Below are 18,850 nucleotides of genomic sequence, written 5' to 3' on the forward strand. Positions count from 1 at the left end.
GGAGGAGTCGGCTGCACGGGTGCGGGAATGCCCGAAGGCCCACCAGCTTGCGCCTCATCTCCTGCTTCATCGCACCCGGCCTCGGCATTCCGCGGAGAACTCAGTGTCCTTTCCTGCCCTTAGGCTGTCGATGAGTTCATCGAGGGGGCGGCTTGCAGCACGAGATTCTTGTTCCCGGCGTGGAGCTGCTCGAATCGATGCGCTCCGTCGGGTACTCGTTCCACGCGGCTATCGCAGACCTGGTGGACAACAGCATCAGCGCTGGGGCGGTCCGAGTCGAGATCGTCGGCGACCCGGTGGACTCCTCATTCCTCACCGTCCTGGACGACGGCGCGGGGATGAGCCCCGACGAGGCTCGGACAGCACTGCAGCTCGCCGGCAGCGCGCGCACGACGACGAGAGCGGGAAACGACCTCGGACGGTTCGGCCTCGGCCTCAAGACCGCATCGCTCTCGCAGGCGCGGCGATTGACCGTGCTCACCCGGAAGAACGCTCAGACGACGGCTCTCCAGTGGGACATCGACCACGTCCTCTCGTCGGGTGAATGGTCCCTGAGCGTGCTTGCCGAGAACGAGTACACGTCGCTTCCCCGGGCGGATGCGCTTCTCTCCCGACCGTCGGGGACGCTGATCGTGTGGCAGGAGCTCGACTACATGCTCGGCGCCGCGTCACGGCCGGATCTCGTCATGGCGGAGCGGCTGGCCGACCTCAGGGGCCACCTCTCCCTCACCTTCCACCGGTTCCTCGACGACGGAACGCGCAGCCCCCTCGTCATCAGCGTCAACGGCCTCGACGTTCCGGCGCTCGATCCCTTCCTGTCGAAGAACCCTCGGACGCAGCAGTCCCACCGCGAGCCGCTCACGATCGAGGGGCAGAGGATCGAGTTCCAGGCCTACACGCTCCCGCACCCGTCGGCACTCTCGAAGAAGGACCGCGAGCGCTGGGATCTGAGCGCCGGGATGCGCGAGCGCCAGGGCTTCTACATCTACCGGAACCGCCGCCTCATCTCCTACGGCCACTGGTTCGGGCTCTCCCGTCGCGAGGAGCTCTCCAAGCAGTCCCGCGTGATGGTCGACATCCCGAACACCGTCGACCACCTCTGGCAGCTCGACATCAAGAAGTCACGTGCGGAGCCGCCTCAGGCCTTCCGCCTCCACTTCCGGCGGGTCATGGACAAGGTCATCGATCGCAGCAAGCGGGTCCACACGTTCCGAGGAAGGCGCGTGTCCGGCGAGACCATCGCCAGGATGTGGGACAAGATCACCGATCGAGAGGGCTCCCGCTACCAGGTGAACGCCGAGCACCCGCTCGTCGCGGCCCTGCAGGAGACGATGACCGACGAGCAGAAGCGCCAGCTCTCCCGGCTGCTGACCGATCTCGCCCAGACCTTCCCGACCGCGGATCTCTACATCGAAGCCGCCAAGGGCCAGACGAGCACCGCACCGGCGGCAGCTACCGCCGACGTTCTCGCGCAGCTCGCGGCACTCCGCCGTTCGGGCGGCTTCGGCGACCTTCCTCCGGCGCAGGTGGCCTCCACTCTCCGCGCCACGGAGCCTTTCGACCGCGTCGAGGACCTCGACGGACTCATCACTCAGATCTGGAGCGCACCCGCATGACGACCACCGCCGTCGAGAAGGACAAGAAGAAGCTCCTGGACATGCTCACCGGTCTGCTCGTCAACGATGACTCAATCGAGCTGGACGAGCTCGAGACGAAGGCGCGCCTGTTCGCGCCGATCGTCGGTCCGCACCTGCAACCAGGGGATGTCGACGCCGTCATCGCACGAGTGACGGAGCTCCACGAGGTCACAATCATCATCGGGCCGGTCGTCGTCGACCCGACGACCTTCACGGAGTGGCTGGAGAAGCGCAAGAAGACGATTGAGACGAAGCGCTGGAACGCGTACCAGCAGCTCCTCGTCAACCGGGAGTGGGGCCCGACCGTCATCAGGAAGCTCGACGAGCAGACGGACATCATCCTCGAGCGCATGGGCGATCCCAAAGTGGGCGGCGAGTGGGCCCGTCGCGGACTTGTCATCGGCGAGGTCCAGTCGGGGAAGACAGCGACTTATCTGGGCATCCTCAACAAGGCCATCGACTACGGCTACAAGATCGTCGTCGTCATCGGCGGACACACGGAGGACCTCCGCCGTCAGACGCAGCAGCGCCTCGACAAGGACATGACCGGCGTCGATTCGGTGTACATCGCCGACAACATCGACTCCCGCTACGCCAACATGCGCATCGGGGTCGGAGCGATCGACGGGTCCATCCAGAGCAACATACTCACGACGACCCGCTCCGACTTCAGCGCGGCGAGCAAGAACGCCGGGGTCGTAGCGCTGGGCGGCGACACTCCGACGATCTTCGTCGTGAAGAAGAACGCCCGAGTGCTCGCGAACCTCGCCAACTACCTCGTCGGACAGGCTCACCAGGGGAAGCTCACCGCGCCGCTCGTCGTCGTCGACGACGAGGCCGACTGGGCGTCAGTCAACACCAAGACCGAGGATGACGCGGCGGCAGTCAACCGCGTCATCCGCCGGTTGCTCGCCACCTCCAGCCGCAGCTCCTACCTCGGCATCACGGCGACGCCCTTCGCGAATGTGCTGATCGACGATTCTGTCGAGGAGGACCTCTTCCCTCGCGACTTCATCCAGGCCCTGGAGAGCCCCTCGAACTACACGGGCGTCGAGGCGTACTTCGGTCGCGACGCGGGGGGCTCCGACCCGCGGATCAGGACCGACGTCCAGGACTGCCTGGAGGTGCTGCCCTTCACTCACAAGCGGACGGCGCAGCTCGACGAGCTCCCCGGCACGCTGATTGAGGCCATCAGCGCGTTCCTCGTCGGGACAGCCATCCGGCGCCGGCGCGATGGATCAGTGCGACCGGCATCGATGATGATCAACGTCTCGCGCTTCAACGACGTCCAGTCGAATGTGACCGCGGAGGTCCAGAACTTCGTGGACGATGTCCGGCGGGCGGTGCTGGCTGAGTACGCCATGCCGGAGGAGGAGGGCGACACGACGACAGCCGCCTCGATCCTGAAGGACACCTTCGACGGCGAGTTCGCCGACGAAGCCTCCTGGGCCGAGCTGCGACCGCTGCTCCTCCAAATCGTCGAGGAGGTGAGCGTCGTGCTCGTCAACAGCGGGACGATGGGCCCGCGCAACAAGCGGCTGAGCGAGATGTCCCGAGAGGATCGGGAGGCCGAGTCCCGGCTCCCGACGATCTTCGTCGGAGGCGATGTGCTGGCTCGAGGTCTCACCCTCGAGGGGCTCCAGGTCAGCTACTTCGTGCGGAAGGCCGCCGCAGCAGACACGCTCCTCCAGATGGGGCGGTGGTTCGGCTACCGTCCGGGCTACGAGGACCTTGTCCGAGTCTGGATCGACTCCACAGTGGTGGATCTCTTCAAGTACGTCGCCGACGTCTCCGACGACCTGCGGGGCTCGCTGCGGCTGATGAACTCCTTGAAGATGACGCCTCAGCAGTTCGGCCTGAAGATGCGACGGCATCCCGAGGCGTTCCTCATCACCGCAGCGAACAAGCAGAAGCACGCCGCGCAGATCGAGGGGGAGGTCGACATCGACGGCGCATCGTTCGAGTCTCATGTGCTGTCGAACGATCCCCTCGACAGGAAGAGGAACTTGGACGCGGCGAGGGAGCTGGCCGAGACGCTGCAGGAGGATGCGGGCAGCGGTCCGGATGAGACGCGCTCCTCGATGGTGTGGTCGAACGTGCCTGCCGAGGTGGTTGCGCGATTCTTCTCGCGCTTCCGCGGCCACGACAGCGAGACCTTCTTCGGGAGGACGAACAAGAGCGGTGGGAAGGCCCAGCTCGCCGCGCACCTGGCCGATGCAGTCAACTCGGAGACCTGGGACGTCGGCTTCGTTGAAGGCCGGCATGATGAGACGACGAACGTGCTCGGACTGCCCCGGGCGATTAAACCGAGCATTCGCAACAACCTCGAGGCGGCCTCAGGCGGCTCGGTGCGCTTCGGGAATCGGCGAGTAGCAGCTGGCGCAGATATTCGTAACGCGATGGACACGGCTCGCATCCTCGAGTTGGAGGACGGGCTCGAGGTCGACGTTTCGGGCAAGAAGAGGCGCCTGTCCGACCAGGACGTTATCAGGGGCGCGCTGGTACGCCCCCTTCTCCTCGTCTTCTCTGTGATCAACAAGAACTCCTCTTCTGAAATGCTGTCGAAGCATGAAGCTGGCGGCGATCGCAAGTCAGACTTGCAGTTCACCCCGGAGGACCCCCTGATCGCTGTAGTGGTGGCTTTTCCTGTTTCACCCGACGACGCCGAGCGGGCTGGGAGCAAGAAGCATCGAGTCGCTCGCTTCGTCGCGAACACCGTCTTCGCCCGGCTCAACCTGGGACTTCCCGACGACGAGGAGCTCGCGGGGGACGAGGAGTGAGACTCGACGAGGCATTCGCTGCGGTATTGAGAGGGACGGATGGCCAGGTAGTCAAGCTTCGGCACCTGTGGTTGCGCGTCTTCGCGCAGAACAGCCAGCAGAAACCTGCGCTCGTCCTCGAGCTTCCGTCTATGCCGGCCTACTTCATCGACGGCGGTCGAGGATTTAACGTCCAGCTCACGCAGTCCGTGCATTCCGCGACGAGCTACCTCAGGATCAGCTCGTCGGACTCAGAGGTGCAGCCGGCCTTCCTGGCGCTGTGCCAGTACCTCCTGGACGAGAGCGGGAGAGCGGACGGCGCTTCAGCGAGCGTGGACATCTTCGCGCGTAGCCTGGAGTCGTTCCGGGACCTCCTCGCCAGGCCCCGGGGTCGTCTGGGAGAGGATGCGCTCCGCGGACTGATGGCCGAGCTCTCGATGCTCGAGAGCCTTGCAGACGAAGCGGACTCCCTGTCGGGCGCTCTCCGCGCCTGGAGCGGCCCCTACGGCAACAGCAAGGACTTCATCTTCCCCTCGGGGCACTGCGTCGAGGTGAAGTCAGCACGCCTGCCGTCGATGGAGGTGACGATCTCGAGTCTTCAGCAGCTCGAGCCCGCGAACACGACTCTCCAGCTCGCGGTCCTTCCGATGGAGCGCTCGAACGCCGACGACGGCGAGGCCAGGAATCTCCTTCAGCTCTTCGACGCGCTCGCAGAGGCCGCCGATGCTGATCCTGTCTCCCGGAAGCTGTGGCGGGACGCGGTCGAGACGCTGGGCTTCGACCGCGACGATGCGTACTACGCCGACTGGTGGTTCCGCCTCGGCGAGATGCTCGCCTTCGACGTCCTGGAGGGCTTCCCGCGCATCCGCGCGCACTCGGTGCCGGCCGCCGTCAGGAGCGTCAGCTACCGCCTGGACATCACGTCGCTGTCCGACTTCACCGCCAGTCTCCGACTGCACTGATCAGCAACACGAGGTACGCACCAATGACATTCGAGGAAGATCTCCGCGAGCAGATCGCCCTGCGCGCCGCCGGCTCGTCCTCCTTCGCAGTCCAGGCTTTCGGCGAGGAGCTCGTGGAGCGTCTCGAGGACGCCGAGGTCGTCTTCGATGCCACGGTCGAGCCGTTGCGGTGCATCGGGCGACGGGGCAGGAAGCTCGAGCTCCTCGGCTCCGCAGAGGATTCCGCGGACGACTCGCTGGTGATCATCGTCGGGACGTTCCGTGGGACGACGGGCGCCGTGCTGACGAAGTCCGAGTCGGACAAGATCTTCGGCGCTGGTGCCGCCTTCCTGGAGCACGCACTCGACGGATGGCTCACCGAGCACCTCGAGCCCAGCTCCCGAGAGGCTGACTATGCCGCGTATCTGAGGGACAATCTGGCCCGATTCCAGCGCTTCAAATTCCTCCTCGTGACCGATGCCACTCTGAGCGCCAGGGTCACGACGATCAACGATGAGGTCGTCCTCGACAGGCCTGCGTCCTACTCGATCTGGGATCTGCGCCGCTTCGAGGAGCTGGCCGCCTCGGAGAGCGGCCGGGATGACATCCGGCTCGACCTGACGGAGTGGATGCCCGAGGGCCTCCCCTGCCTGGTCGGAGCGGAGAACGGCGCGGAGGCTCAGAGCTACCTCGCCGTCCTCCCCGGCCGCGTGCTCGCCGACGCCTTCCAGCGGTTCGGCAGCCAGCTGCTGGAATCGAATGTGAGGACCTTCCTGAGTGCGCGGGGGAAGGTGAACAAGGGGATCCAGACCACGCTGGCTGAGGAGCCCGAGATGTTCCTTGCCTACAACAACGGCCTGACCACGACCGCTTCCGACGTGACCGTCGAGCAGCGCGACGGGGGGACGTACCTGACCGCGATCGACAACTGGCAGATCGTCAACGGAGGCCAGACGACGTCCTCCCTCGCTCACTTCGTGCGTCAGGCGAAGGACAGGTCGCTCGACGGCGTCTTCGTCCAGATGAAGCTCGTCAAGGTTGCCCCTGTCAAGGCTCAGGAACTCGTTGCGAAGGTCTCCCGCTACGCGAACAGTCAGAACAAGGTCAGCGAGGCCGACTTCTTCTCGAACAGCCCGTACCACGTGAAGCTCGAGCAGATCAGTCTCCGAGTCAAGGCACCGGCGAAGGACGGTGCACAGTTCACGACCGGCTGGTTCTACGAGCGGACCCGCGGGCAGTACGAGAACTCGAAGAATGCGCGCTCGGCGCCGGAGCAGAAGCGGTTCGAGCTCGAGTTCCCCCGGGCCCAGGTGATCGCGAAGACGGACTGGGCGAAGTTCGCCTTCTCCTGGGACCAGAAGCCCCACGAGGTCAGCAGGGGTGCGCAGAGCAATTTCGTGGCATTCGCCGCCGAGACGGACCGGCTCTGGAAAGAGGCCTCCGACGCCGTGGACGACGAGTACTTCCGGCACAGCATCGCGAAGGTCATCATGTACAACCGGCTACGCGCCGCGGTCATGCAGTCGGACTGGTACTCGACCGGCTACCTCGCGAACATCGTCGCCTACGCCATATCCAAGTTCGCCTACGAGCTCGGACGACAGATGCCCGGCTACCGATTCGACTTCGAGCGGGTCTGGCGCGAGCAACGGCTCGGACCACGCACTGAGGCTGTCCTCCTCGACCTCGCGCATGCCATGCACGGAGTGCTTACCGACCCCTACCGCCTGCAGATCAACGTGACGCAGTGGGCGAAGCAGGTCGCGTGCTGGGACTCGGCCAAGAAGAGACGGTTCGTCCTGCCTGCCGCCCTTGTCGACGAGCTGGTCGAGGTGGGAGGAGCGCATGCTGCCGCAGAGGCCCCCCAGTCCGATCTGGACCCGGCACCTCAGGCGGATCCTGTCCAGCGCGTGCTCGACGTCCCGTCGGCGGTGTGGACGACTGCCCTAGGCGAGGGCGTCGAGCGGGGTATCGTCAGCCCGATCGAGCGCGCCCAGATCGAGCGCCTCACTGCTCCGGGGAAGCCCCCGACCGAGCGGCAGGCCACGAGGGCTCTCGCAGCACTGGCTCGTGTAGCGGAGCACGGGCTCATCGCCGCGGACGCCTACTGAGGCGGTCGCCCCGCCGCCCTCCCCTCAGCCCAGGCCGGCCTCAGCCAGCCCGCTCGCGAGCTCCCCCTCGCCCCGATCCTCCAGCCGGGCCTCGAGCTCCTCACGGCTCGCCTCCTCGGGCAGGCCGACCGCGCGGGCCATCGTCGAGGAGTCCGCGGTGGTGATGCCCATGACGGCGAGCAGGTCGTCCGGCCGTTCGATGCCGGCCACGGTCACGTGCTCGCCGTCGAAGACGAGCCGCACGCTGTCTCCGGCCGCGCTGTCGATGGTCGCGAGCCCTGCGCGGAGGGTGCTCATCATCGGCTGCGTGCGGGCCCAGGTGATCGTCAGACCCCACCCGTCCCCGCTCCACTGCCTGGTCTCCCCGGGGGCCACGCCGAGCGCGAGGGCGACTCCGGACGAGAGCATGGTCCCGCTCCCCCGCAGGTGCTCCCCGGTGACGTCGATGCGGAAGGCGATGCGCCCCTCGTCGAGGAAGTACAGGTTCCTGGTCATCCCCGGCTTCGTCCGGACGACTGCTCTGCGTTCCGCGAAGCGCACCACTCCGGCCTGGACGACGAAGGGCCAGCCTCCGGCGTAGGTCCTGATGCTGTTCGCCGAGATCGAGAACCGCTCCGGTAGATCCTCCAGGAGCGCGTCGAGCGCGACCGCTCCGTCGTTGCGGCGCACCTCTGCGGCGATGGCGTCCTTGATGCTCGTGTAGGCCTCTCCGCCCCACTCGGCGAGCGCCCAGTCGTCGCGGCCGACCCGGACCAGACGCGCGTCGGCTGCGAGGGCGTTGCGGATCGACCGGACCTCGCGCTCGCCCTCGAAAGCGGCCTCGATCCAGTCGACGGACCTCGGCTCGCCCTCGCTGCTCAGCAGGACGACTGCGAGATCGCCGATCGACCTCCGACGCGAACTCGTCCAGACGTCCCCGATGCGGACGTGGCCCAGCATCGCCATCCACTCGACGACCCTCTTCTCGCTGAGCGACGTCCATTCGGCGAAGGAGGCGACAACCTCCGCGTGGGTCGCTCCGCCGTGAGGATCGACGAGGTCGGCGAACCGGACGGCCGTCTCGGCGCGTGCGGCCCCGAGAGAGGGCGCGGCGAACCAGGCGCCGTCGCCCTCGAAACCGTCGTCGACGGCGTCCAGCACGGCGAGCGCCGACGTGCCGTCGTCGTCGATCTCGTCCAGGAGTCCGGGGACGTCGGACAGCCCGTCGAGGTGGGACAGCGCTCCGATGCGGGCCCTCACCGCGGAGGCGCGGAAGGCCAGCGCCTGATCGCGCTCGAGCCAGAGGGGCAGAGCGGCGCGCAGGCGCACCTCGAGCTGGCGGACCCGTTCGCGAGTGACGCCGAACCGCTCCCCGAGAACGTCGAGGGTCGCGCGGCGACCGGCTGTGTGCCGCTCGAGCAGGATCACCCGCTGACGGTCGTCCAGCTCCGACAGGTGGACTCCGAGCTGCTCGGCGAGCGTCGCTGCCGGCGCTCCTCCGCTCCAGTCCGCAGAGGTGAGCGAGTCGAGCAGAGACCACGCCTCGACGACTTCGGCCGGAGCGTTCGCCGTGTCCCGGGAACCGGCGAGGAGCGGCTCGTCGCTGAGGCCGAGCGCCTCGTTCCAGGCGGAGGCGAGGTGGAGCGCATCGAGGAGCCGCGTGCGCGGGGTGGCCTCGGCCGCCTGACGGGAACGTCGAGACGGCGGAGACTGCTCGGCGAGCGGCGCCGCACGGTCCTCTCCGGTCCGGAGAGCCTCTCCGACGTACCAGCTCAGGAGATCCGTGAGGCTGCGGGCGCCCATGCCGCGCACGACCATGAGCCCCCGGACGCGCATCGGCGCCAGTGCCTCGAAGTCCACGAGTCCTTCCCTCAGGAGGACGTTGGCGAGCCGGACGCTGTCGATGCGCTCGGGCAGGCCGCGGACCCGGACGGACGGGAAGAGCTCGCCCATGGTCGAAGCGGACCTGTGCTCGACGATGTGCTCGACGACGGCCGAGCGCGCGCTCGGATCCGAGGGGTCCGCCTCCGCGAGCACGGAGCGGAGCTCCGCCCTGTCGGCGGTCGCGTGCCCTTCGAGCCAGGGGAGAGCCCGCCTCCAGACGATCGGCAGCTCCCCCTCGTAGTCGAAGTCCTCGTACGCGCTCCCGGTCATCGGGCCCCCTCTCGGCTCAGCCATTCTGGCCGGCGCAACCGACATCCGTCGCCGACGCTCCGCTCGCGACGGCCGGACCGGCCCCTCACTCCCCGCACCCCGCCAGCACCGCCTCCGACGCCGCCCGGTCCCGCGCGTCGATCCCGAGCCCGTAGACGCTGAGCACTTCCACGAACTGCTCCACGTACCCGCAGCGCAGCTCCGCGGCCTGTGGCAGCCACTCCCCCGGGCCGGCGTCGCTCTTCGCGCGGTTGGTCTGCTCGGAGGCGGCGACGAGGTTCGCGGGATCGTTCGCGAAGGCGAGGCGCTGCTCGTCCGTCCACGACCAGGCGCCGTGGTGCCACGCCCAGCCGAGGGCGACGACGTGGTCGATCTGCACGAGGCGGGAGGTGTCGGTCCCGGAGACGAAGGCGACCGAGGCGCCGTCGTAGGGGTCGATCAGGGTGCCGGTGAGGACCTTGCAGTCGCGGGTGCCGGGCTTGAACACGGGGGCGAGCAGGTCGCGGCCGAGGACGTCGTTGCGGGTGTCGCAGCCGTTGCGGTCGACGTCCGACCACGCCTGTCCGAAGAGGTCGCGGTCGTAGGGGACGGCGGCGGGGCCTTCGACCGAGGGGAGAGCGGCCAGCGTCGCGAGGGACGGAGTTGACGGCTCCGTTTCCGGAGCGGACGGCTCGACGTCCGCCGAGGGGCTGCTCGGCGCGGGAGCAGCCGGACTGCTCGACGCCGCAGAAGCACCGGCCGAGGAGGACACCGCCTCCGGTCCGCCTCCTCCCGCCGTGTCCGACAGTGCGACGGCTGCGGCGGCGAGCGCCGCGGCCCCCAGCAGAGCGAGGATCGCGCCGGCCCGTCGACGAGGGCGCCGGCGCACGGGGGACGTAGGCCAGTGGCGCATGATCGACCCCTCCTGCCACGAGACCCGCGATGCGGTCGACGCGACGCGCCTCCTCAGTATGCGGAGTGACCCGCTCCGGGCTCGACGGTCGGGCGGAGGGTCGGGAACAGGGGTGGCGGCCGCGCGGAGCGACGGCGTCGACGGCCGGGATCGAGCGTCGCGGAGGCCACCTCGTCGCGCCCGCGCCGTCGACCCGCGCCTGCTTGACTGCTCCCATGGAGATCTTCATCGGAGTGGTCGGCCTGCTCGGCGGGCTGGTCATCGCCGGGCTCGCGGTTGTCGCGGTGGTCATCGGACGGCGGCGGGCGGTGCCGGCGTCGCTGGTCGACGTCGAGGTGCGGCTGACGCACGCCGGGGACGACTGGTGGCGGGTGGGCGCGCGGGTGCGCAACTCCGGCCGCTCGCTCGTGCCGGTGACGAGCTACAGCGACGGGCGGCCGATCTCGGTCGATCTCGGCGGGGCCGTGTCGGCGGAGTGGTACGGGTCGGCTCCCCGGTCGGACGCGTGGCGGATCGATCCGGCGGTCGGGCTCCTCCTCGGACCCGTCGCGCTGGAGCGCGGGGCCGACCTGGGGGCGACGATCGTCGTGCGCGGGCGGCCGCAGGTGCGGATCGACGCGCCGCTGCGCTACGTGCCGGTGCGGGAGAACGTGATCGAGTCGCAGACGCCGGACGCCGCTCCGGTCTGGGGCGTGTCCGAGTCCGCGGCCGCTCCGGCAGCAGCGCCGGCGTCGGCTCCCCCTGCGCCGATCCGTCCGCGTCAGCAGCGTCCGATGGACGCCGACCCGTCACGTCCCGAGCGTGAGAGCGTCCTCCGCGGCGGCTTCGGAGTATGGGCGGCCATGATCGCGGGGGGCGCCGGAGCCGTCGGCGTCGCGATCGGGATCGCCCTCGAGCTGGCCGGCGTCGAGGCGTCGGGGCTGGGAGGTGCGGGCATCATCCTGATCGCGGCCGGCTTCCTCGGCCTCGTCGGCACCCTCGTGATCCGGCTGCTGCGCCGCTGGCTCGAGCCGCCGGCCCTCTGGCGGACGCCGGCGCAGCGCCTCCGCCGTCCCGGGACGATCACCGTCCTCATCCTGAGCTACGCCGGGCTGGCGCTGTTCTGCACCGAGTTCGCGGCGCAGTCGGTGACCGGCGACACGACCTGGGTGGCCGGTGTCGCCGTGCTGATGCTGATCGCCGCATTGATCGGCATGGGACTCGTCGGGTTCCTCCGTCTGGTGGTCCTGCTCGGCGTGCGCCGCGCCTCCCGGGAGACCCCGTGACCCGTGAGGTCGTCGTCGTCGGAGCCGGCCTGGTCGGAGCGGCGACAGCCCGCGCCCTCACCGAGCGCGGCGATCGCGTGGTGCTCGTCGAGCAGTTCGAGCGGGGCCACGACCGCGGCTCGTCCCACGGCGCGACGCGCATCTTCCGCCGCGGCTACCTCGAGGACGACTACCGCGCCCTCACCGGACGGGCCGGGCGCGCCTGGGCACGGCTGGAGGCCGAGACCGGCCGCCGCCTGCTGCACCCGGTCGGCGCGATCGACCACGGCGACCCCGCCGTCCTGGCCGCCGTCGAGGCTGTCCTCCTGCGCGACGGGATCCCCGTGGTGCGGATCGAGGCGGACGAGGCGCAGCGGCGCTGGCCGGGACTCCGCTTCGAGACCGACGTCCTGCTGCACCCCGAGGGCGGACGCCTCGACGCGGCGGCCGCGATCGACGCGATGCTCGACTCCGCCCTCGGACGCGGCGCCGTCCTCCGGACGCGGACGCGCGTGCTGGGCATCGAGGAGCGCGCCGACGACGTGCGCGTGCTGACCACCGACGGCGCCATCGAAGCCGACGCGGTCGTCGTGGCCGGCGGATCCTGGACGCCTCCGCTCGTGGACGGCCTCGTCCGCGCGGCCGGCCGACGCCTCCCTCCGCTGCGCGTCACGCAGGAGCAGCCCGCGCACTTCGCGACGGACCTGCCCCTCGACTCCTGGCCGAGCTTCGCCCACCACCGCGTCGGCCTGCCCGTCGTCTACGGGCTCGCGACGCCCGGAGTCGGGGTGAAGGTGGGCGAGCACAGCACCGGAGTCGTCGTCGATCCGGACGAGCGCTCCTTCGAGCCCGAGCCCGGAGCGCTCGCCCGCCTCGTCGGCTACGTCGCGGAGTGGATTCCGGGCGTGGACGCGGCGAGCGCCACTCCGATCAGCTGCCTCTACGACAGCACGCCCGACGAGGACTTCGTGCTCGACCGCGTGGGCCGCGTGACTCTGGCGACCGGGTTCTCGGGGCACGGCTTCACGTTCGGTCCGGTCCTGGGCGAGCTGCTCGCGGACCTCGTCGCCGGCGGGGCGGCGCGGGAGCGGTTCCAGCTGCTGCCGGTGTGAGGGGCGGGTGCGTCCGGAGGAGCGGCTTCCGACCGGGGAGCAGCAGGTGCTCCCGGGAGGCGGATTCCGATCGAGCAGCGGATGCTCAGCGGCCTGCGGGGCCCGTCCCGCGCTGCTCGCGGCCGTCCGGGTCGAGGAGCACGGCGTCGTCCCAGCCGCTCGCCGCGTCCGTCGTACGGGCCTTCGCCGGCGGGCGCCGCGCGACCGCGACGACGATCAGCGCTCCCAGCATCACCAGGGCGGCGGTCTGGAGCGGCGGCGCGACCATCGCGAGCGCCTGCCGCACGTAGAGCTCCGGCGGGACCGTGATCGAATCGCCCTGGTACTGGTTCGGCAGCAGGAGGACCACGACCGGGAGCGCGAGCACTGCGGCCCAGAGGACGACGGTCACCGCGATCGCGGCGGCCCAGAGCAGGCGGACCCGCTTCATCGGCGGGGAGCCCTCAGCAGCGGGACCACGACCGCCAGGCCGAGGGCGATCAGGCCGACGGTGAGGAACGGTCCGATCGCGTTGTCGCTGAGCACGCGGAGGTACTGCTCGGGCCCGAAGGCGCTCTGCGACGGCGAGTAGTCGTACCAGCTGTGGGAGCTGTTCCAGAGGGCGAGGAGTCCGACGAGGACGCTCACGGCGCCGACGACCCCCAGGGCTCCGGCGATGCGGCGAAAGGGGACGGCGGGGCGGGGGTCGGCGTCGGTCGCGTCGCGACGGTCACCGGAGCCGGGTGCCGCGTCGCGGGGAGCGGAGTCGGGTTCGGCGGGGAGCGGGACGGTCGGCTCGGTCGGGAGTGGGACTGTCGGCTCCGCGGGTCGGGGCGCGGTCGGCTCCGCGGGTGTCGGGACGGCCCGCACCGCCGCTCTCGCGCGCTCCGGAGCGGTGAGTCGGCCGGAGACTCGGGAGCCCGTCGGGCCGCCGACCGATCGCACGTCCTCGTGCTCGGGAGCGGACCCGCCGCCTCTCCGGCCGGCCGAGCGCCCGGTGCCCGCGGCGCCGCCCGACAGGAACGGGGAGCGGAGGCGCTCCTCTCCGCTGCCGCGCCGCTCGGCGCCGCGTCCGTCGTAGCCGCGCTGGAAGCCCGCGTGGTAGCGCGGGTCGGTGCCGCCCTCGTCCGTCCCACCGCTCTCGCGTGGGGAGCCGTCCGCTCCGGTGCTCCGCGCCATGCCGTCCCCCGCTTCGTGCAGTCGGGCCATCATGTCGCACCTCGCCCGCTGCGGGGAGGTGCCGGGCGGAGCTCGGGGGGCGGTCGACGGAGGCGGGGGTTCAGCGCCCGGCCGCGGTGGTGCGCGACGGGAGGCTGACGATCCCCGCTCCGACCAGCAGCAGGCCGATCGTCACCGCCGTCAGCGCCGACCAGCCTCCGGCTCCGACGGCCAGGCCGAGGAGCCAGCCGCCGGCGGCCGAGCCCGCGTAGAAGGCGATCGTGTAGACCGCGCCGGCGTGCCCACGGAGTGCCGGAGCCGCGCGCGCTCCCGTCCAGGCGGCGCCGGTCGCGTGCAGGGCGAAGAAGCCGGCCGTGAAGACGAGGAGTCCCGCGATCACCACGGCGACGTTCTCGGCGAGCATCACCAGCAGTCCGACGATCATCAGGGCGACGCCGATCCGCATGACGAGGCGGGGGCCGATCCGCGGCCCCCATCTCCCCGCGAGCCGGGAGGAGACGGTTCCCGCGAGGTAGGCGGCGAAGAGGAGGGAGACGAGCGCGGGCGCGAGTGCGAACGGGGGCGCCTCGAGCCGGAACGCCAGGTAGTTGTAGACCGCGACGAACACGCCGACCGCGATGAAGGTCTGCAGCGCGATCGCGACGAGCATCGGATCGCGGAGCACCTGCGCCGTCTTTGCTCGCCAGCCGCCGGGAGCAGTCTCGCGCGCGCCGCCGCCCCGGGGCGCGAGCACCGCGAAGACGATCGCCGCCGCTGCGCAGACGGCCGTCACGACGAGCAGGGCTCCGCGCCATCCGAGCGCCGCCGCGAGCGGTCCGGCGAGCAGGCGTCCGGCGGCACCGCCGATCGTGGTCCCGGAGACGTAGGCGGTCGCGGCGGCCGTCGCTCCGGCGCCTCCGACCCGGTCGTGGATCGCCGCGACGGCGAGCGCCGGGACGGCACCCAGTGCTGCTCCCCCGAGGAAGCGCAGGACGAGCAGGAGCTCGAAGGTCGGGGCGACGCAGGCGAGCAGCGCCAGGACCACGGACGTGAGGACCGCGATCCGCATGGATTCGAGCCGTCCGATGCGCTCGGCCACCGAGGCCCACGGCAGCACCGAGAGCGCCAGTCCGAGGGTCGCGGCCGAGACGGTGAGCGCGGCGTCGGACGGGGCGAGGGCCCATTCCCGCGCGAGCTGCGGGAGGACGCTCTGCACGGCGTAGAGCTCGGCGAAGGTCGCGACCCCGGCGGCGAGGAGGGCGATGGTCAGCCGCCGCTGCGAGAAGGGTGCCGCTGCGCGCATCGGTCGGGTGCGTGCGGCGGTGCTCATGATTCCGACGGTAGACCGCCTGCGGGTGCATCACTAATGCCCTTTCTCGTACTGTTCATGCGTTCTGGTCATGTCCGGATCTAGGGTGGTGGCGTGTCCGACGACTGGCCCGCGACCCTCCGCCTCCTGCCCCTGCTCGTCGCGGTCGCCCAGACCGGGAGCGTCACGGCGGCGGCCGCCGAGCTCGGGATCCCGCAGCCGACCGCGAGCCGGTCGCTCGCCCGGCTGTCCGGCCTGGTCGGCACTCCCCTGGTCCGCCGGGAGGGCCGCGGGGTGGTGCTGACGGAGGCGGGGACCCGTCTCGCCGAGGTCGCTCAGGACGGCATGTCGGTGATCCGCGCCGGCCTCGCGGAGGTGCGGCAGGCGGGCGACGTGGAGCACGGCCGGATCGACCTCGCCTTCCAGACGCTCCTCGGGGAGAGCTTCGTGCCGGATGTGATCCGCCGGTTCCGCCGACGTTGGCCGCAGGTGGGCTTCGGGCTCCGTCACGGCTCCCGAGCCCTCTGCCTGAGGGCCGTGGCGGAGGGCGAGTCCGAGCTGGCGATCGTCGCGGATCCGCCCGATCTCCCCGGAACCACCACGACGACCCTCTACTCGGAGCCTCTTCTCGCGGTCGTGGACCCCCGTCATCCGCTGGCCTCGCGGCGCTCGGTCACGGTGGAGGACCTCCGCGGCCTCGACCTGATCATGCTGGCGCCCGGCTACGGCCTCCACGAGTCGGCCCGGCGCCTGCTCGCCGTGGACGGCCGCGACCCCGTGCCGGCGTTCGAGGTCGGCGACTACCGCGCCGCCCGGGGACTCGCGGCAGCCGGCCTCGGACTCACGATCCTGCCGCCGAGCCCGTCCTCGGTCGACGACGACGTCCGCGAGATCCCGATCGACGATCCGGGCGCGAGCCGTGAGATCGGTGTGCTCGCCCGCGACACCGGAAACCCGGTCGTCCCCGAGTTCCTGCGGGCCCTGCACGCCGCGGCGGCCGCCCGGCGCCGGTGACCGCTGCTCGGCTCTGCTGTCAAGCACAGGAAGCGGAGGCCCTTCGTGCAGCAAGCTTCGAGAGGATCCCCGCACCGCCAGCGACACCCCCCTCCCCCCGCTCCTGCACCACGTCACCGAGGACGGCCCCGGTCATGATCCTTCTCCGCACCCACGCCAACCGCTGGACCGCGCGCGCCCGCCGCAGCGGCGTCGTCCTCGGCATCATCACCCTGGTCTCCGATCTCCCCCGCCCGGCCTACCGGACGGTCCGCCTCGACCCGACGAGCGGCGAGCGCGTCCTGCTCCGCGACACCGCCGAGCTCGAGGAGGCCTTCGCCGTGCTCCTCGCCGGGCTCGAGCGCTCGCGCATCGCGGCCTCGGCGCCCCCGGCCGAGGACGACGCTCATGGAGACCGCTCGGCGGACGATGGGGACCTCGACCTCACCGCTGCCGCCTGATAAGCGGAGCGCGCGTCAGCGAGCAGGCGCGGCAAGCGCGACGCTCGCCCGATACTCCTCCGAAGCGACATCGGTCCGGAATTCGACGATCTCGACGGAATGCATCTTCAGTTGCGCCAGTACCTCCTCCGGCTTGACGTAGAAGAATTCCCGGCGAAGGTTGACCCGGTTCACGCGTCGGTCCGCGAACGTCTGATGCAGCATCGCCTCGATGCCGACGGCGTCGTCTGCGAAGAACAGCGCGTGTACGTCGAAGCGGAAGGGAACGGAGGCGTCGCCCAGTTCGTTCACTCTGTCCATCGGCTCGAGTCGACGCGTCATACCGATCTTGACGACCTCGTCGCCGAACGCGCCGACGTTGGAGATGACGTACACATACCCTGCTCGAATGTTCGCCGCGCGGTAGTCGACGTCGTGTAGCGCCCTGTCCACGTCCTCGATCCGGGCGCGCAGCCTGGCTGCGCCGTCTACGTCTCCGTTCGCTTCGAGGGCGGAAAGCGTCGCGATGTAATGCGCGCGTTCCTTATCGAGACGCTCGTGTTCACGGGCCAGCTCCTGCTCCGCTTTGCGTTGCTCGCGGAGCTCCTCGCGTCGCGCCCGCTCCAGTTCCTTCTCCCGCTGAAGTGCTTGGAGATAGTCGTTGGCGAGCTGGATCTCAGTGAGCCTCATGTGGTGGTATTGCGGATCGATCGTGAGCGACACCATCGAGCCCTGACGCTCGATCATCTCCGAAGCCTTGCTCAGGCGGGCTTGAGCCGTTGCAAGATTTCCGGCTCGAACCGACTTCACGCAGTTCTCCGCCTCCGCGTTGTACGCCCGCAGCAGGATCTTGGTCATGTCACCGACGAACTTGCGCCCCTGCGCCTGCGAGTTGTTGAAGGTGAAATTGCTCGCCGCGTGGGCAGCCCGCTCCTCTCGAACGGCGCTCTTGATCTCGGAGCGCAGCGCTTCCAATCGAGTGGCGAGGTCGGCGGACGACTCGGCGGGGTGTTCGTAGTCGTAGAGGCCGAGCTCCTGCACCTCGATCGAGTGACGGACCCCGATGATCTCGCGATCCAGATCCGCCAACTCCGTCCTCCGCGCGGCGATTTCGGCCTGTAGAGCGGTCAGCGCAGCTTCGAGTTCCGATTCTCGACGGTGCGCCGCGGCGGCGACCTGCGCCGCTTCGACCTCGTGTGCACGCTGATCCGCTGCGATCTCCTCTCGTCGCCGTCTCTTCTCCGTGTCGAGTGCCGCGAGCTCCAGCAGACCGTAGCGGTCCATCGATGCTTCGAGTTCCGCCACTCGCGCCTGAAGTTCTCTGGCGATCTTCCGAGCCCCGAAGAACGGCACGTCTCCGCCGGAGCGGGCCTCGCTCGTATCCCCGCCGGAAGGAGGTCGGACCGGCGCGGCTCCTTCTCTCGTCACCTCGGAGGATTCGCCGCGCTGCTCCTCCTGTCGGTCAACGCCTCCGCGAATCTGTTCCCGCTCCGCCTGCTCTTGGGATTCCGCGGCCCGCCGCTCGCGACGGGACAAGGGCTGCGACGCCGAACTCTGCGACTCCCGAGCCTCTTGCTGCACTGCCGCTAGCGGATGCGTGTGGTCAGTCCAAGCGGAACCATCCCAGTATCGAAGGAGGGTGGGATCTGTCGGATCCGGGTACCAAGCGGCGGGGGCAGTCACAATGCGACACTAGGTCCCAAGCAGGGCGCTCGGAAAGTGCCACAACTCGTGCTCCGACCGATGGGTCTCAGTTGACCGATCGGTGGACGCTCGACGGCGGATCCGTCCTCGGCAGGTCCCGCGGGCCGATGACCCGTCGGAGCCGGGCCGACCTGCGCGACCGCAGGAGAGCCCGGCGCCAGCGCGGATCGGTGCGGGCTCGGAGGTGGGGGTCGAGCGGGCGGAAGCCTCCCGCGGTCCGCTCCTCGATCAGCACGATCGTCGCGGTCGCGAGGTGCAGTCTCCGGACCGGCTCCCTCTCGGGATGCGGATGCCCGGACCGCGTGCGGAGCTGCTGCTCCAGCTGCTCCGGGTCGGCGGACCACCAGGTGCTGACACCGACGCGTCCATCGGGGAGAGGGAAGCGCTCGGTGATGCGGTACGGGAGGCCGTGCTCGGTCATGCAGTAGTGCCTTTCGA

General features: G+C 69.9%; 15 protein-coding genes and 1 pseudogene. 8 read left to right on the plus strand and 8 right to left on the minus strand.

Going from position 1 to position 18,850, the window contains the following annotated elements; all coding sequences use genetic code 11:
- Positions 1-152: 152 nt before the first annotated feature.
- The 4 genes from C5C29_RS03150 to C5C29_RS03165 are packed head-to-tail and all read left to right on the plus strand — an operon-like array spanning position 153 to position 7,448.
- Positions 153-1,616, plus strand: a complete 1,464-nt coding sequence (locus tag C5C29_RS03150) for an ATP-binding protein (RefSeq protein WP_104224063.1) — start codon at positions 153-155, stop codon at positions 1,614-1,616.
- Positions 1,613-4,417, plus strand: a complete 2,805-nt coding sequence (locus C5C29_RS03155) for a Z1 domain-containing protein (protein WP_104224064.1) — start codon at positions 1,613-1,615, stop codon at positions 4,415-4,417. Before C5C29_RS03150 ends, C5C29_RS03155 begins: the two co-directional genes overlap by 4 nt.
- A complete protein-coding gene (locus C5C29_RS03160; RefSeq protein WP_104307929.1) occupies positions 4,414-5,358 on the plus strand; it encodes a PD-(D/E)XK motif protein in 945 nt (314 codons plus the stop codon). Before C5C29_RS03155 ends, C5C29_RS03160 begins: the two co-directional genes overlap by 4 nt.
- A gap of 23 nt (positions 5,359-5,381) precedes the next feature.
- Positions 5,382-7,448: an AIPR family protein gene (locus C5C29_RS03165; RefSeq protein WP_104224066.1), complete on the plus strand. Its 2,067-nt coding sequence runs from the start codon at positions 5,382-5,384 to the stop codon at positions 7,446-7,448.
- A 24-nt stretch (positions 7,449-7,472) separates the two neighbouring features.
- Here C5C29_RS03165 and C5C29_RS03170 read toward each other — a convergent pair whose 3' ends face one another.
- The gene (locus C5C29_RS03170; RefSeq protein WP_181128726.1) at positions 7,473-9,581 is read right to left on the minus strand and encodes a sigma factor-like helix-turn-helix DNA-binding protein; all 2,109 of its coding nucleotides are present in this window, start codon (positions 9,579-9,581) and stop codon (positions 7,473-7,475) included.
- Positions 9,582-9,666: 85 nt separating this feature from the next.
- The gene (locus tag C5C29_RS03175) at positions 9,667-10,473 is read right to left on the minus strand and encodes an HNH endonuclease family protein (protein ID WP_104307931.1); all 807 of its coding nucleotides are present in this window, start codon (positions 10,471-10,473) and stop codon (positions 9,667-9,669) included.
- Between the two features lie 215 nt (positions 10,474-10,688).
- On the opposite strand from C5C29_RS03175, the gene C5C29_RS17370 reads away from it, so the two are divergent.
- The gene (locus C5C29_RS17370) at positions 10,689-11,738 is read left to right on the plus strand and encodes a hypothetical protein (RefSeq protein ID WP_104248237.1); all 1,050 of its coding nucleotides are present in this window, start codon (positions 10,689-10,691) and stop codon (positions 11,736-11,738) included.
- Complete coding sequence (locus C5C29_RS03185) at positions 11,735-12,829, plus strand: FAD-dependent oxidoreductase (RefSeq protein ID WP_104307932.1); 1,095 nt, start codon at positions 11,735-11,737, stop codon at positions 12,827-12,829. The genes C5C29_RS17370 and C5C29_RS03185 overlap by 4 nt, the downstream gene beginning before the upstream one ends.
- A gap of 85 nt (positions 12,830-12,914) precedes the next feature.
- On the opposite strand, the gene C5C29_RS03190 is transcribed toward C5C29_RS03185, so the two are convergent.
- The 3 genes from C5C29_RS03190 to C5C29_RS03200 all read right to left on the minus strand — a co-directional run bounded on the left by C5C29_RS03190 (position 12,915) and on the right by C5C29_RS03200 (position 15,296).
- Positions 12,915-13,259, minus strand: a complete 345-nt coding sequence (locus tag C5C29_RS03190; RefSeq protein ID WP_104233489.1) for a hypothetical protein — start codon at positions 13,257-13,259, stop codon at positions 12,915-12,917.
- The gene (locus C5C29_RS03195) at positions 13,256-14,020 is read right to left on the minus strand and encodes a hypothetical protein (protein ID WP_146083450.1); all 765 of its coding nucleotides are present in this window, start codon (positions 14,018-14,020) and stop codon (positions 13,256-13,258) included. Before C5C29_RS03195 ends, C5C29_RS03190 begins: the two co-directional genes overlap by 4 nt.
- Positions 14,021-14,087: 67 nt before the next feature.
- Positions 14,088-15,296, minus strand: coding sequence for an MFS transporter (locus C5C29_RS03200; protein ID WP_104307934.1), 1,209 nt, complete (start codon positions 15,294-15,296; stop codon positions 14,088-14,090).
- A 93-nt stretch (positions 15,297-15,389) separates the two neighbouring features.
- On the opposite strand from C5C29_RS03200, the gene C5C29_RS03205 reads away from it, so the two are divergent.
- Together C5C29_RS03205 and C5C29_RS03210 are read left to right on the plus strand one after the other, a co-directional pair.
- The gene (locus C5C29_RS03205) at positions 15,390-16,289 is read left to right on the plus strand and encodes a LysR family transcriptional regulator (protein ID WP_104307935.1); all 900 of its coding nucleotides are present in this window, start codon (positions 15,390-15,392) and stop codon (positions 16,287-16,289) included.
- Between the two features lie 134 nt (positions 16,290-16,423).
- Positions 16,424-16,729, plus strand: a complete 306-nt coding sequence (locus C5C29_RS03210; RefSeq protein WP_104307936.1) for a hypothetical protein — start codon at positions 16,424-16,426, stop codon at positions 16,727-16,729.
- Positions 16,730-16,744: 15 nt separating this feature from the next.
- Here C5C29_RS03210 and C5C29_RS03215 read toward each other — a convergent pair whose 3' ends face one another.
- The 3 genes and pseudogenes from C5C29_RS03215 to C5C29_RS03220 all read right to left on the minus strand — a co-directional run bounded on the left by C5C29_RS03215 (position 16,745) and on the right by C5C29_RS03220 (position 18,833).
- The gene (locus C5C29_RS03215; protein WP_374953266.1) at positions 16,745-18,289 is read right to left on the minus strand and encodes a DUF4041 domain-containing protein; all 1,545 of its coding nucleotides are present in this window, start codon (positions 18,287-18,289) and stop codon (positions 16,745-16,747) included.
- A 6-nt stretch (positions 18,290-18,295) separates the two neighbouring features.
- A pseudogene (locus C5C29_RS17630) lies at positions 18,296-18,391 on the minus strand (DUF2510 domain-containing protein); the annotation flags it as partial.
- A gap of 67 nt (positions 18,392-18,458) precedes the next feature.
- Complete coding sequence (locus C5C29_RS03220) at positions 18,459-18,833, minus strand: hypothetical protein (RefSeq protein ID WP_104224077.1); 375 nt, start codon at positions 18,831-18,833, stop codon at positions 18,459-18,461.
- Positions 18,834-18,850: the final 17 nt, after the last annotated feature.

This window comes from Rathayibacter sp. AY1H2 (assembly GCF_002931985.1).
Lineage (GTDB): Bacteria > Actinomycetota > Actinomycetes > Actinomycetales > Microbacteriaceae > Rathayibacter.